At 60.7% G+C, this 13,809-nt stretch carries 12 protein-coding genes; 4 read left to right on the plus strand and 8 right to left on the minus strand.

The features are described 5' to 3' along the window. Position 1 precedes the first annotated feature (1 nt). The 5 genes from FY206_RS09395 to rutA are packed head-to-tail and all read right to left on the minus strand — an operon-like array spanning position 2 to position 3,588. Positions 2–592: a malonic semialdehyde reductase gene (locus FY206_RS09395; protein WP_032639527.1), complete on the minus strand. Its 591-nt coding sequence runs from the start codon at positions 590–592 to the stop codon at positions 2–4. A gap of 9 nt (positions 593–601) precedes the next feature. Beyond that, a complete protein-coding gene (gene rutD, locus FY206_RS09400; RefSeq protein WP_077064048.1) occupies positions 602–1,402 on the minus strand; it encodes a pyrimidine utilization protein D in 801 nt (266 codons plus the stop codon). 7 nt (positions 1,403–1,409) lie between these two features. Further along, positions 1,410–1,796, minus strand: a complete 387-nt coding sequence (gene rutC / locus FY206_RS09405; RefSeq protein WP_008499822.1) for a pyrimidine utilization protein C — start codon at positions 1,794–1,796, stop codon at positions 1,410–1,412. 11 nt (positions 1,797–1,807) lie between these two features. Further along, entirely contained in the window at positions 1,808–2,497 is a 690-nt protein-coding gene (gene rutB / locus FY206_RS09410; RefSeq protein ID WP_032639531.1) for a pyrimidine utilization protein B, read from the minus strand. Then, positions 2,497–3,588: a pyrimidine utilization protein A gene (rutA, locus tag FY206_RS09415; protein ID WP_032639533.1), complete on the minus strand. Its 1,092-nt coding sequence runs from the start codon at positions 3,586–3,588 to the stop codon at positions 2,497–2,499. Before rutA ends, rutB begins: the two co-directional genes overlap by 1 nt. Before the next feature lie 243 nt (positions 3,589–3,831). Here rutA and rutR point away from each other — a divergent pair, with 243 nt between their 5' ends. After that, on the plus strand, positions 3,832–4,470 hold the full coding sequence (gene rutR, locus FY206_RS09420; RefSeq protein ID WP_014883312.1) for an HTH-type transcriptional regulator RutR: 639 nt from the start codon (positions 3,832–3,834) through the stop codon (positions 4,468–4,470). 55 nt (positions 4,471–4,525) lie between these two features. Here the strand turns inward: rutR and FY206_RS09425 are convergent, their stop codons facing one another. Both FY206_RS09425 and putA read right to left on the minus strand, forming a co-directional pair. Further along, positions 4,526–4,918, minus strand: a complete 393-nt coding sequence (locus FY206_RS09425) for a lysozyme inhibitor LprI family protein (protein WP_032639535.1) — start codon at positions 4,916–4,918, stop codon at positions 4,526–4,528. Positions 4,919–5,019: 101 nt separating this feature from the next. Beyond that, a complete protein-coding gene (gene putA / locus FY206_RS09430) occupies positions 5,020–8,982 on the minus strand; it encodes a trifunctional transcriptional regulator/proline dehydrogenase/L-glutamate gamma-semialdehyde dehydrogenase (protein WP_032639537.1) in 3,963 nt (1,320 codons plus the stop codon). Between the two features lie 423 nt (positions 8,983–9,405). Here putA and putP point away from each other — a divergent pair, with 423 nt between their 5' ends. Continuing rightward, positions 9,406–10,914, plus strand: a complete 1,509-nt coding sequence (putP, locus tag FY206_RS09435; protein WP_032639538.1) for a sodium/proline symporter PutP — start codon at positions 9,406–9,408, stop codon at positions 10,912–10,914. A 114-nt stretch (positions 10,915–11,028) separates the two neighbouring features. Continuing rightward, on the plus strand, positions 11,029–11,448 hold the full coding sequence (locus FY206_RS09440) for a DUF3574 domain-containing protein (RefSeq protein ID WP_032639540.1): 420 nt from the start codon (positions 11,029–11,031) through the stop codon (positions 11,446–11,448). 70 nt (positions 11,449–11,518) lie between these two features. Here FY206_RS09440 and FY206_RS09445 read toward each other — a convergent pair whose 3' ends face one another. Further along, entirely contained in the window at positions 11,519–12,703 is a 1,185-nt protein-coding gene (locus tag FY206_RS09445; protein ID WP_032639542.1) for a NupC/NupG family nucleoside CNT transporter, read from the minus strand. A 251-nt stretch (positions 12,704–12,954) separates the two neighbouring features. On the opposite strand from FY206_RS09445, the gene efeU reads away from it, so the two are divergent. Then, a complete protein-coding gene (gene efeU / locus FY206_RS09455) occupies positions 12,955–13,788 on the plus strand; it encodes an iron uptake transporter permease EfeU (protein ID WP_032639544.1) in 834 nt (277 codons plus the stop codon). Positions 13,789–13,809 lie beyond the last annotated feature (21 nt).

A 13,809-nucleotide genomic window follows, 5' to 3' on the forward strand; every position in this document is an offset into this window, starting at 1 on the left:
CTTACGCCAGCCCGCAGGCATCGTTGAAGGTCAGGCGCGGCAGGCGCCCGTACACTTTACGGGTATCGCCGTAGCCGATGTTGATCAGCAGATTGCTCTTAAGCGTGGTGCCGGTGAAAAAGGCCTCGTCGACTTTTTGTCGGTCAAAGCCCGACATCGGACCGGTGTCGAGCCCCAGGGCGCGGCAGGCGAAAATCAGGTAGGCGGCCTGCATCGAACTGTTGCGAAAGGCCGTCTCTTCCGCCAGCGCGGGGCTGGTGGTAAACCAGCTTCTGGCATCACCGTGCGGGAACAGCTCGGGCAGGCGCTCGTAGAATTCACCGTCCCAGGCGACAATCGCCGTGACCGGGGCGGCGAGCGTTTTCTCCAGGTTGCCGCTGGAGAGCGCCGGGCGCAGCTTCGCTTTTCCCTCCGCGCTTCGCACAAAGACAATCCGCGCCGGGGAGCAGTTGGCGGACGTGGGGCCCCATTTCATCAGGTCGTAGATTTCGCGCAGCGTTTCGTCGCTGACGGCAATATCCCGCCAGCCGTTGTGGGTGCGGGCAGCGGTGAACAGCGTTTCCAGCGCGGCGGGCGTAATGGCTTCGCTCATTAAAGCTCCTTACAAAGCGGGTTCGGGACTGTGCAGCAGGCTGGCGAGCCCGTTCAGCAGCAGGGTGTTAAAGGTGTCCGGCTCGGTGACGTTGCAGGCGTGCCCGCCCTGGCGCATCACCGCGCCGTGGCTGTGCGGGAGAGCCGCCTGCAGCTCGGACGAGCAGACCGCGGGTACCAGCATGTCGTCGGCGGAGCAGATAAGCTGTACCGGGCAGCGGATGCGCGCGGCGTGGCGGCTGAAGTCGGCCTTTTTCAGGGCGCTGAGCCGGTGCAGCAGGTTGGCTTTTCCCTGGAAATGGGCCAGCGCCAGCGCTTCTTCGGCCTCCAGACGGGGCGCGCGGGCGGCCATCCAGTCTGCCGGGTAGAGAAACAGCGGCTGCGCCTCAACCCACGCCTGCGTGCCGCCGTAATGCAGCAGGCGCTCGCGGATCTGAAAGCAGCGTCGGGTGTGGGCGTTGAGGGTTAACCAGCCGTTGACGCACACCAGCGCGGTGAGGGCCTCGGGCCTGTCGAGGGCCAGTTGCAGGCCGACCAGCGCCCCCAGCGCGTGACCGACGACGCTGTAGCGCGCGATCCCGGCTTCAGCCAGCGCCAGGGCCAGTTCGTCCGCCATCTGCGCCAGGCTGTAGCCTTCCGGCAGGGCGTCGGGGTTATTGCCCGTTCCGCGCTGGTCATAGCACACCACCTGATACTCCGGCTCCAGCGCGGCCAGCTGCGGCAGCCAGTAGCTGCCGCTGCCGCCGAGACCGGAAATCAAGACCACCACGGGCGTACCCTCATACGGCGGCGGTGAGACGGAGAGTTTCATGGTTGCCTCACTTCGCGATGTGCGCAACGGTGGCGATTTCCACCAGCGCGTCCGGCTTCACCAGCCCGCACTGAATGCAGAACCGGGCCGGTTTATCGCCGGGGAAGAACTCGGCGTAGATTTCGTTAATCGCGGCGTAGTTTTTCCAGTCGGTGATAAAGATGCTGTTGAAGGTCACATCCTCCATGGTGCCACCCGCCGTTTCGATCACGGTTTTGATCGTCTCCAGCACGTGGCGGGTTTGCGCCTTTGGGTCGTTGATAAACACCACGTTGTTGTCTTTATCGAACGGCAGCGTGCCGGAGACATACACCACCCCGTCGGCGAGCGTGCCGGGGACGAACGGGGCGATGGGCGTGCTGGTGCCCGGCGGAATAATCACGGATTTCGGCATAGCATATCTCCTCAGGCGATGCGGGCGAGCGGGGGATTCAGGGCGTCGCAGAAATCATTGACGTTACTGACCCAGCCAAAAAAGGTTTCGATATTGAACAGGGCCGCCTTCTGGGCGAATTCCGGCCCGGCCTGGTGGGTCGCGTCTTCCAGCACCACGCCAAAATACTCGAGGAAAAAGCCGTCGCGCAGGGTCGACTCCACGCAGACGTTGGTGGCGATCCCGGTGAAGACCAGGTGGCGAATGCCCCGGCTGCGCAGCAGGCTGTCGAGCGGGGTATTGAAAAAGCCGCTGTAGCGCGGTTTCGGCAGGACGATATCGCCCGCCTGCGGCACCAGCTCGTCCACCAGCTGATAGTCCCAGCCGCCTTTGGCCAGCAGCTTGCCCTGCAGTTCTGGGTTTTTGCGCATCGTTTTCAGGGCGTTGGACTTGTGGAAGTTGGGCGAGCCGGGCCCGCCGGCCTCCACGTACTGGTCATCCCAGCCGTTCTGGAACCAGACGATGAGCATGCCCGCGGCGCGCGCGGCGGCGACGGCGGTGTTGATGTTCTCAATCACGGGTTTGGTGGCGGAGACGTCGAACCCCGCCAGGTCCAGATAGCCGCCCTGGCTGGCGTAGGCGTTTTGCATGTCCACCACGATCAGCGCGCTCTGCTGCGGCGAGAAGGTGATGGCTTCCGGGCGTGCGTTGAGGGTCGTCATTACGCCACCTCCTTCGTCATGGCAGGAATGTGGGCGCGGCACTGCATCAGCGGCTGGATGCGATCGCCGAAGGTCTCCACGCCGGTGAGGAAATCATCGAAGGTCAGCAGAACGCCCTCCGCCCCGGGCACGGCCGCCACTTCGTCAAGCATTCTGGCGACGCTGGCGTACGAGCCGACCAGCGTGCCCATGTTGATATTGACGGCAGAGGTCGGGTCAGCCATCTGGCGCACGTTGGTGTCCGCGCCGGAGCGGGTGTCCTTCTGGCTCTGCTCGGTTAGCCAGCTCAGGGCCTCCTCGTCGGCGCCGTCCTTATAGCGCTCCCATTTGGCGCGCGCGGCGTCGTCGGTTTCGTCGGCAATGACCATAAACAGCACGTAGGATCCCACGTCGCGCCCGGTTTTGTCGGCGGCCTCTTTCATGCGCGCCGCGGTGGGGGCGAAGGCGGCAGGGGTGTTGACGCCTTTGCCGAAGCAGAAGTTAAAGTCGGCGTATTTGGCGGAGAATTCCATTCCCGCGTCGCTCTGCCCGGCGCAGATCACCTTCATCGGCACCGACGGCTGCGGGCTGACGCGACAGTCGTTCATGGTGAAGAAGTCGCCTTTGAAATCGCTTTTGCCGGTCCCCCACAGGTCGCGCAGGACCTGCACGTACTCGGTCAGGTAGTCGTAGCGACGGGAGAAGTAGTCGTCACCCGGCCAGAGCCCCATCTGCTCGTACTCCGGCTTTTGCCAGCCGGTCACCAGGTTGACGCCAAAGCGCCCGCCGGAGATGGAGTCGATGGTGGAGGCCATGCGCGCGACGATCGCCGGGGGCAGGGTGAGCGTGGCGGCGGTCGCGTAGATCTGAATCCGCGAGGTGACCGCGGCCAGCCCGGCCATTAGGGTGAAGGACTCCAGGTTGTGATCCCAGAATTCGGTTTTGCCGCCAAAGCCGCGCAGCTTGATCATCGAAAGCGCAAAGTCGAAATGGTAGTGCTCCGCTTTCTGCACGATGGCTTTATTCAGCTCAAAGGTCGGCATGTATTGCGGGGCAGCGGTCGAGATAAGCCAGCCGTTGTTGCCGATGGGTACAAATACGCCAATTTTCATCACGAACCTCTTTTCACTACGTTGCAGGTACTGACGTTTTTGCAAAGGGAGTGCCAGTTTTGAAAATGACTTTGTTATTAATGTGTTAATCGAAGGTTGGCGTATTGATGCGGTTAAAAGTGGACTAACTGGTCAAAAACATTGCACAGAAAACAGGCATTCATGCGCGATGGGAGTGCAGAATGTCGTGGCGAGACGGGGGTTTTGCTATGCTGAGGGCAACGCAGAATAAGGAGAGCGGGAATGACGCAAGGCGCAGTGAAAACACCAGGTAAACGTTCGCAGGCGGTGAGCGCCAAGAAGCAGGCGATCCTCAGCGCGGCGCTGGAGACGTTTTCACAGTTTGGCATTCACGGCACGCGGCTGGAGCAGGTAGCGGAGCAGTCCGGGGTCTCCAAAACCAATCTGCTCTACTACTACCCGTCGAAAGAGGCGCTGTATGTCGCGGTGATGCAGCAGATCCTCGATATCTGGCTGGCGCCGCTGAAGGCGTTCCGCGCAGAGCTGGCCCCGCTGGTGGCGATAAAAGAGTACATCCGCCTGAAGCTGGAGGTGTCGCGCGATTACCCGCAGGCGTCGCGCCTGTTTTGTCTTGAGATGCTGCAGGGCGCGCCGCTGCTGCAGGCTGAACTGACGGGGGATTTAAAACAGCTGGTGGACGATAAGTCGGCGATTATTGCCGGATGGGTCGCCAGCGGAAAGCTGGCACCGGTCGACCCGCAGCATCTGATCTTTATGATTTGGGCCGCCACCCAGCATTACGCTGACTTTGCGGCCCAGGTTGAGGCGGTCACCGGGAAAACGCTGCAGGACGAAGCGTTTTTCCACAGCACCCTGGAAAACGTGCAGCGGATGATTATTGAAGGGATCCGCGTGCGCTAGTTCCCCTCACCCTGGCCCTCTCCCCAGAGGGGAGAGGGAAGAGTTCTCTGCCTCGTCAGCCCGGCGGGAGAGGGCAGCTTAAGTCGCCCTCTTCACACTGCATCAGCGAGGCCAGAAACGCTTCGCGCTCCACGGTTTTTTCCGCCAGGCACTGGTTCACAATCATCGGCTGTACGCTCCCGCCTTCCGTCCCCGAACCGATAAACGCGCAGTCCGCGTCGCGCAGGGTAATCCACGCCTGCTGCGCTTTTTTCAGCAGATCGCGCTGGGGGGCTGCCGCGCGTTTGATGGCGGCCTGATAGGTCTGGTTGAGCTTTTTATCAGCAGCCTGGTACTGCTGCGCGCTGCAGGTATTCAGCTCAAGCTGGGTGGTCGCTTTGTCGCACTCGTCGGCCAGCGCGCTGGCGCTCAGCAGCAGTGCGGCACCTGCGAGAAATACTCTTTTCATCATCCCCTCCATGTAAAAAAGCCGGATGCGCTGCGCTTATCCGGCCTACGGTGATTTTGTCGCCCCGGTTAGCGTAGCGCCACCGGGGAAAGTTTACACGATTAACCGATGGTCATCAGGCTGGCGTTACCGCCTGCCGCCGCGGTGTTGACGCTGAGCGAGCGCTCCACGTACAGACGCTCCAGCAGCAGGTTGGTTTCCCCGCGCGCAAAGCCCTGCACCGATACAATCGCCCCGCTGCGGGCCGCGACCTGCTCGCACAGTTCGCGCAGCTGGTCGGAATCACCGTGATAAATGACGGCATCAAACGGCTGGGTCAGCAGCGCATCGGCCTTCGCGAAGCGAATGCGGGCCGAGACCGCTTTCGGCAGCTGTTTCGCCAGGTCGCGATGCAGCGCGTCTTCCGGCCACAGTACCTCACACCCGGTTGCCATCGCGGCCGCCAGCTGCACCAGCGCGTCCTGCTCGTTATCCGCCACGCAGAGTACGCGCTCGCGCGGCATCAGCGTCCAGGTGTTGCGCTCGCCGGTTGGCCCCGGCAGCAGACGCTGCGTGCCCGCCTGCGCCAGCTCGCCATACTGCTGGGCAACGGCCCGCAGCTCAGGACGTTTTTCCGCCCAGGCGATCAGCGCCTCCAGCGGCTGGGTGAGCACGGTTTTCAGCTGCGCATCGACCGGATAGTCTGCGTCCTGACGCGCCAGCGTCACGCCCAGGGCGTTCTCCGGACGGTTCGCCAGCAGACGGTACAGGTAGAGAGGACCGCCCGCTTTCGGACCGGTGCCGGAAAGGCCTTCACCGCCGAACGGCTGCACGCCCACGACCGCGCCAACCATGTTGCGGTTGACGTACAGGTTGCCCACTTTCGCGCTGCCGGTCACCTGGGCGATAGTCTCGTCAATACGGGTATGCACGCCGAGCGTCAGGCCATAGCCGGAGGCGTTGATCTGCTCAACCAGCTCGTTCAGGTTGTTACGGTTGTAGCGCACCACGTGCAGCACCGGGCCGAAGACCTCTTTTTTTAGCTCGTCGAAGCTTGCCAGCTCGATCAGCGTTGGCGGCACAAAGGTGCCACTCCGCCATTCGCGGGCATCTTCGCTGCTCTCACGCACCGCCTGGAACACCGGACGCCCTTTCGCGCGCATGGCCTGAATGTGGTTTTCAATATTGGCTTTGGCTTCCGCGTCGATCACCGGCCCGATGTCGGTGGTGAGACGGCCCGGGTTACCCATGCGGCATTCGGCCATCGCGCCGCGCAGCATCTTCAGCGTGTGGTCCGCCACGTCGTCCTGCAGGCAGAGCACGCGCAGGGCGGAGCAGCGCTGACCGGCGCTGTCGAAGGCGGAGGCCAGCACGTCGACCACCACCTGTTCCGTCAGGGCAGAGGAGTCCACGATCATGGCGTTCATGCCGCCGGTTTCCGCGATGAGCGGCGTAGGACGGCCCTGCGCATCCAGGCGGGTGGCAATGTTGCGCTGCAGCAGAGTGGCCACTTCGGTCGAGCCGGTAAACATCACGCCGCGCACGCGGTTATCGGAGGTCAGTCTGGCACCCACGGTTTCACCGCGGCCCGGCAGCAGCTGAACCACGCCCGCCGGTACGCCCGCTTCCAGAAGAATGTTGATGCCCTGCGCGGCAATCAGCGGGGTCTGCTCTGCCGGTTTTGCCAGCACGCTGTTGCCAGCGGCCAGGGCGGCGGCAATCTGGCCGGTGAAAATCGCCAGCGGGAAGTTCCACGGGCTGATACAGACGACCGGGCCGAGCGGGCGGTGGGTTTCGTTGTCGAAATCATCGCGCACCTGACCGGCGTAGTAGTGCAGGAAGTCGACCGCCTCGCGCACTTCGGCGATGGCGTTGCTGAAGGTTTTACCCGCCTCGCGCACCAGAATGCCGATAAGCTGTTGCTTCTGGTCTTCCATCAGCACCGCGGCGCGTTCCAGAATGGCGGCGCGCTCCTGCGGCGGGGTGGCGAACCAGATTGGGGCGTTATTCACCGCGCTGTCCAGGGCCCGTTCCACTTCCGCGTCGGTGGCTTCCCGCACGTAGCCGACGATGTCTTTTGGCTCTGCCGGGTTAATGACCGGCTGCATGTCGCCGTCCTCAACGGACTGCTCGAGGATCGGCTTCGCCTGCCATTTCTGCAGGGCGCTGTTGAGCAGGGCAGAGGAGAGGGACGCCAGACGGTGTTCGTTGGCGAGGTCCAGACCCGCCGAGTTGACGCGGCCTTTGCCGTACAGCTCGCGCGGCAGGGCAATCTTCGGATGCGGCAGGCCAATCTGGCCTTCCTGCGCCGCCATCTTCTCAACGGCCTGCACCGGGTCGGCCACCAGCTCGTCGAGCGGCAGGGTGGTGTCGGCGATGCGGTTCACGAAGGAGGTGTTCGCGCCGTTTTCCAGCAGGCGACGCACCAGGTACGCCAGCAGGGTTTCGTGGGTGCCTACCGGGGCATAGATACGGCACGGGCGGTTCAGCTTGCCGTCCGCCACCTTACCGGTCACCTGCTCGTAGAGCGGTTCGCCCATGCCGTGCAGGCACTGGAACTCGTACTGGCCCGGATAGTAGTTCTGCCCGGCCAGGCTGTAGATCGCCGCCAGGGTGTGGGCGTTGTGGGTAGCGAACTGCGGGTAGATCAGGTTCGGCACGCCGAGCAGCTTTTTCGCGCAGGCGAGGTAAGAGACGTCGGTGTAAACCTTGCGGGTATAGACCGGATAGCCTTCCAGCCCTTCCATCTGGGCGCGCTTGATTTCGCTGTCCCAGTAGGCGCCCTTGACCAGACGGATCATCAGGCGACGGCGGCTGCGGCTGGCCAGGTCGATCAGATAGTCAATAACGAACGGGCAGCGCTTCTGGTACGCCTGGATAACGAAGCCAATGCCGTTCCAGCCCGCCAGCTCTGGCTCGAAGCACAGCTTTTCCAGCAGATCGAGGGAGATCTCCAGACGGTCGGCCTCTTCGGCGTCGATGTTAATGCCGATATCATACTGGCGCGCCAGCAGGGTCAGGGACTTCAGGCGCGGGTAAAGCTCCTCCATTACCCGATCGTACTGCGCGCGGCTGTAGCGCGGGTGCAGGGCGGAGAGCTTAATGGAGATGCCCGGGCCTTCATAAATGCCGCGGCCGTTGGAGGCTTTACCGATGGCGTGGATCGCCTGCTGGTAAGAGACCATGTAGGCCTGCGCGTCGGCGGCGGTCAGGGCCGCTTCACCGAGCATGTCGTACGAGTAGCGGAAGCCTTTGTCTTCCAGCTTGCGGGCGTTCGCCAGCGCTTCGGCAATGGTTTCTCCGGTGACGAACTGCTCGCCCATCAGGCGCATCGCCATGTCCACGCCTTTGCGGATCAGCGGTTCGCCGCTCTTGCCGATGATGCGGTTCAGGGAGCGGGAGAGGTTAGCTTCGTTATGGGTCGACACCAGCTTGCCGGTAAACAGCAGGCCCCAGGTCGCCGCGTTGACGAACAGCGACGGGCTGCGGCCAATGTGCGAATGCCAGTTGCCGTTGCTGATCTTGTCGCGGATCAGCGCGTCGCGGGTGGCTTTATCCGGAATACGCAGCAGCGCTTCCGCCAGGCACATCAGCGCCACGCCTTCCTGTGAGGAGAGGGAGAACTCCTGCAGCAGCCCCTGAACCATCCCGGCGCGGCCGGTGGCGGTTTTCTGGTTGCGCAGCTTGTCGGCTAACTGATAGGCCAGGTCGTGGGCCCGGGCGGCAATGGCTTCCGGCAGGCGGGCCTGCTCCAGCAGCATCGGCACGGCGTCGGTTTCGGCACGGCGGTAGGCGCCGGTAATGGCGGCGCGGCTGACGGACTGCGGCAGGATCTGCTCGGCAAACTCGAGGAACGGCTGATGGCTCTCGTCGCCAGCGGCGGGCGCTTCCTCGCTTTCATTGGCCGCACCGGCCAGCAGGGCAGGCAGCTCCGGCAGGCCCTCGTCGCTCTCGAGCCTTTCGAGATAGTTAAAAATCGCCTGCTTAATTAACCAGTGCGGCGTGCGGTCAATGCGGGTTGCTGCGGTCTTAATCCGTTCGCGGGTGGCGTCATCCAGCTTCACCCCCATGGTGGTCATACCCATGCCAAAGCTCCTGTTGTGCTTTTATCGTATTTGGTCGTTAGCGTGAAATATCCACCATGTTGCAACTTTGTGCAACCGTGTTAAATGTGACCTGGTTTGCAACCCAGAAAATGAATGGATTGTTAACGAATGGTTAGCTGGAAAAACGCGCTGACGGTTTTGCCGGAAGTCAGTTTTTATGCGGGAGTTAACAGTTTTAAAAGGTGCAACCCGTAAAAGCGTGAGCAAGTGCAACCTATAGGAAACTCGTATCAAACCGGGGATGAATTTGATGTAAATGCAGTGTTAAATCGTTTGTCAGCGGGAGGCGCATACGGCAGGATAGCGCGCCTCATCGAAACACAAGATACCGTCACCACGTTCCGGTGATCATATAACAAGGCAGCCCGGACGGCTGTCGCTCGACACTTTTGGAGAATTTGCATGGCTATTAGCACACCGATGCTGGTGACATTTCTCGTTTATATTTTTGGCATGATCCTGATAGGGTTTTTGGCGTGGCGTTCAACGAAAAACTTTGACGACTACATTCTGGGCGGACGCAGCTTAGGCCCGATGGTGACCGCGCTGTCTGCGGGCGCATCGGACATGAGCGGCTGGCTGCTGATGGGCCTGCCGGGCGCGATTTTCATCTCCGGTATCTCGGAAAGCTGGATCGCCATCGGTCTGACCGTGGGCGCGTGGATCAACTGGAAGCTGGTGGCAGGCCGCCTGCGCGTGCACACCGAGGCCAACAATAACGCCCTGACGCTGCCGGACTACTTCACCGGACGCTTTGAAGATAACAGCCGCATCCTGCGCATCATCTCGGCGGTGGTTATCCTGCTGTTCTTCACCATCTACTGCGCCTCCGGCATCGTGGCGGGCGCGCGTCTGTTCGAAAGCACCTTCGGCATGAGCTATGAAACCGCCCTGTGGGCCGGTGCGGCGGCGACTATCCTGTATACCTTCGTGGGCGGGTTCCTGGCGGTAAGCTGGACCGACACCGTGCAGGCGAGCCTGATGATCTTTGCCCTGATCCTGACCCCGGTGATTGTGATTTTCACCGTTGGCGGCTTTGGCGAATCGCTGGAAGTGATCAAGCAGAAGAGCATTGAAAACGTCGACATGCTGAAAGGCCTCAACTTCGTGGCCATCGTGTCGCTGATGGGCTGGGGTCTGGGCTACTTCGGCCAGCCGCACATTCTGGCGCGCTTTATGGCGGCGGATTCTCACCACACTATCGTTCACGCGCGCCGCATCAGCATGACGTGGATGATCCTGTGTCTGGCGGGGGCGTGTGCGGTCGGCTTCTTCGGTATTGCCTACTTCAACAACAACCCGGCCCAGGCGGGCGCGGTGAACCAGAACGCGGAGCGCGTGTTCATCGAGCTGGCGCAGATTCTGTTTAACCCGTGGATTGCCGGCATCCTGCTCTCCGCGATCCTGGCGGCGGTGATGTCTACCCTTAGCTGCCAGCTGCTGGTTTGCTCCAGCGCGATTACCGAAGACCTCTACAAAGCCTTCCTGCGCAAGAACGCGAGCCAGAAAGAGCTGGTGTGGGTCGGGCGCTTTATGGTGCTGGTGGTGGCGCTGGTGGCGATTGCCCTGGCGGCCAACCCGGAAAACCGCGTGCTGGGCCTCGTGAGCTACGCGTGGGCGGGCTTTGGTGCGGCGTTTGGTCCGGTGGTGCTGTTCTCCGTCATGTGGTCACGCATGACCCGCAACGGCGCGCTGGCGGGGATGATCATCGGCGCGGTGACCGTCATCGTCTGGAAGCAGTTCGCGTGGCTGGGCCTGTACGAAATCATTCCGGGCTTCATCTTCGGCAGCATCGGCATCGTGGTCTTCAGCCTGCTGGGTAAAGCCCCGTCTGCCTCCATGCAGAAGCGCTTTGCTGAAGCAGACGCGCACTACCACTCCGCGCCGCCGTCTAAGCTGCAGCCTGAATAATCCACCCCCTCACCCTAACCCTCTCTCCAAAGGAGAGAGGGGATAAACCTCTCTTGCTAAATTCTGCAATTTACGTTGATATCGCTGTGCTTATAACAATGAGGATAGCGAAGCATGACAATCAAAACAGGGTTAATGGCAGGGGCATTATTGCTGCTGGCAGGATGCACCGTACCGTCGCAGCACGCGGCGGTGGAGACCTGCAAAGCGGATAACCAGATGCAGCAAACCACGCTCTATTTCGGCTTAAACCGTCCTGCCGGGGCGCAGATTACCCCCAACGAGTGGCAGCAGTTTGTTGACCTGGACGTGACGCCGCGCTTTCGCGATGGCTTAACGGTATTTGATGCCCGGGGGCAGTGGCTGGGGAACGACGGAAAAGTGGCGCGCGAGCCGAGCAAAGCGCTGATGCTGATCCACGGAAAAGATGCGCAGAGCGAGAAGAACATCGAGGCGTTACGCGGGATTTATAAGTCACGCTTCGCGCAGGAGTCGGTGATGCGGGTCGATCAGCCGGTGTGCGTGCAGTTTTAATAAAAACGGCGGGATAACCCGCCGTTGTTGTTTTGTAGGCCGGGTAAACGCAGCGCCACCCGGCAATACATCAGAGCACCAGCCCCGCAAAGCTCGCCGACAGCAGGCTCACCAGCGTCGCGCCGTAGACCAGACGCAGGCCAAAGCGCGATACCACGTTACCCTGCTGCTCGTTCAGGCCCTTAATCGCCCCGGCCACGATGCCGATGGACGCGAAGTTCGCGAACGACACCAGGAAGACGGACAAAATGCCCAGCCCGCGCGGGGACATCTGGTGCGCGATTTTTTGCAGCTCGATCATCGCCACAAACTCATTCGCCAGCAGCTTGGTCGCCATAATACTGCCCGCGTTTAGGGCATCGCTCAGCGGAATACCCACCAGCCACGCCAGGGGATAAAATACATAGCCCAGGATCTGCTGGAAGCTCATGCTGAATACGCTGGAGAAGAGGGCGTTGACGGCGCTAATAAGCGCGATAAAGCCGATCAGCATCGCCAGGATAATCATCGCCACCTTAAAACCGGCCAGAATATACTCGCCGAGCATTTCGAAGAAGCTCTGGGATTCGTGCAGTTTTTCCAGCTTAACCTCCGGCTCCGCTTCCGGGCGCGCCGGGTTGATGACGGAGAGAATAATAAAGGTGCTGAACATGTTCAGAATCAGCGCCGCAACGACAAATTTGGCGTCGAGCATGGTCATGTAAGCGCCGACAATCGACAGGGAGACCGTCGACATGGCGGTGGCCGCCATGGTGAACAGGCGACGCGAGGAGAGATCGCCCAGCACGCCCTTGTAGGCAATGAAGTTTTCCGACTGGCCGAGGATCAGCGAGCTCATCGCGTTAAACGATTCCAGCTTGCCCATACCGTTCACTTTCGACAGCAGCGTACCGATCGCCCGAATAAAAATCGGCAGGATCCGCCAGTGCTGAAGAATACCGATCAGCGCGGAAATAAAAATAATCGGGCAAAGCACGCCGAGGAAAATGAACGCCAGCCCTTTTTCACCCATTCCGCCAAAGACAAAATTGGTGCCTTCGCCGGCAAATTTCAGCAGGGATTCAAAGAAGCCGGAAACGTATTTAATCAGGAATAAGCCGCTTTCGGCGTGCAGGAAAAAGAACGCCAGGGCAATTTCAATGACAATCAGCTGTAAAACATAACGAATGCGAATTTTTCGGCGGTCGAAACTCACCAGCCAGGCCAGCGCAAGAATAATGACCAGCGCCAGCAGGAAATGGACAATCTTAAACATGGTTTATTTTCACTTGGTTTTCGAGGCGGATATTTAGCCACAGCGCTGATTAACCGTAAATGGGCATTTTCGCTATAACTTATAAACCTGAACGTTACGCAGGTAACTATTATCACGCTTGGCGTTTACAACTCGTCATCAAAACACCACACATTTCGCTTGTGTTTCTTTCTGCCGTAATGATAATCACTATCACAAGAATTTACCTTTCTTTGCATCAGTTGACCGCGATAAACATTTAAGGTGTCGGCATGTTTGTTCCATTTCTCATTATGTTACGTGAAGGGCTTGAAGCTGCCCTCATCGTGAGCCTCATCGCCAGTTATCTGAAGCGAACCCAGCGCGGACGCTGGATTGGCGTCATGTGGATTGGCGTATTCCTTGCCGCGGCGCTCTGCCTGGGCTTAGGTGTCCTCATCAACGAAACCACCGGCGAGTTCCCGCAGAAGGAGCAGGAGCTGTTTGAGGGGATTGTCGCCGTGATTGCGGTCGTCATCCTCACCTGGATGGTGTTCTGGATGCGTAAGGTCTCGCGTAACGTGAAGGTGCAGCTGGAGCAGGCGGTGGATAACGCGCTGCAGAAAGGCAATAACCACGGCTGGGCGCTCATTATGATGGTCTTTTTCGCCGTGGCGCGCGAAGGGCTGGAGTCTGTTTTCTTCCTGCTGGCGGCGTTTCAGCAGGATGTGGGGATCTGGCCCCCGCTGGGCGCCGTGCTGGGTCTTGCCACGGCGGTGGTGCTCGGTTTCCTGCTGTACTGGGGCGGTATCCGCCTGAACCTGGGCGCGTTCTTCAGGTGGACCAGCCTGTTCATTCTGCTGGTGGCGGCCGGGCTGGCGGCAGGGGCGATCCGCGCCTTCCACGAAGCGGGCCTGTGGAATCATTTCCAGGACGTGGCGTTCGACCTCAGCAACGTGCTCTCCACACATTCTTTGACCGGCACCCTGCTCGAAGGCATCTTCGGCTATCAGGAAACGCCGAGCGTCAGCGAAGTGGCGATGTACTTTATTTATCTGGTTCCGGCGCTGGTGCTGTTCGCTATGCCGCCGCGTGCCGGCACCCAAGCGACGCGCGTCGCGCCGTAATCATTGATTTAGTGACAACAT

Source organism: Enterobacter chengduensis (assembly GCF_001984825.2).
Taxonomy (GTDB): domain Bacteria; phylum Pseudomonadota; class Gammaproteobacteria; order Enterobacterales; family Enterobacteriaceae; genus Enterobacter; species Enterobacter chengduensis.

Bases quoted from the DNA above. Each gene is read 5' to 3' on its own strand.
- rutB (WP_032639531.1), bottom strand. From the start codon at position 2,497: ATGACGACCCTCAACGCACGCCCGGAAGCCATCACCTTCTCGCCGCAG.
- rutR (WP_014883312.1), top strand. From the start codon at position 3,832: ATGACGCAAGGCGCAGTGAAAACACCAGGTAAACGTTCGCAGGCGGTG.
- FY206_RS09445 (WP_032639542.1), bottom strand. From the start codon at position 12,703: ATGTTTAAGATTGTCCATTTCCTGCTGGCGCTGGTCATTATTCTTGCG.
- rutC (WP_008499822.1), bottom strand. From the start codon at position 1,796: ATGCCGAAATCCGTGATTATTCCGCCGGGCACCAGCACGCCCATCGCC.
- rutA (WP_032639533.1), bottom strand. From the start codon at position 3,588: ATGAAAATTGGCGTATTTGTACCCATCGGCAACAACGGCTGGCTTATC.
- FY206_RS09425 (WP_032639535.1), bottom strand. From the start codon at position 4,918: ATGAAAAGAGTATTTCTCGCAGGTGCCGCACTGCTGCTGAGCGCCAGC.
- FY206_RS09395 (WP_032639527.1), bottom strand. From the start codon at position 592: ATGAGCGAAGCCATTACGCCCGCCGCGCTGGAAACGCTGTTCACCGCT.
- efeU (WP_032639544.1), top strand. From the start codon at position 12,955: ATGTTTGTTCCATTTCTCATTATGTTACGTGAAGGGCTTGAAGCTGCC.
- putP (WP_032639538.1), top strand. From the start codon at position 9,406: ATGGCTATTAGCACACCGATGCTGGTGACATTTCTCGTTTATATTTTT.
- FY206_RS09440 (WP_032639540.1), top strand. From the start codon at position 11,029: ATGACAATCAAAACAGGGTTAATGGCAGGGGCATTATTGCTGCTGGCA.
- putA (WP_032639537.1), bottom strand. From the start codon at position 8,982: ATGGGTATGACCACCATGGGGGTGAAGCTGGATGACGCCACCCGCGAA.
- rutD (WP_077064048.1), bottom strand. From the start codon at position 1,402: ATGAAACTCTCCGTCTCACCGCCGCCGTATGAGGGTACGCCCGTGGTG.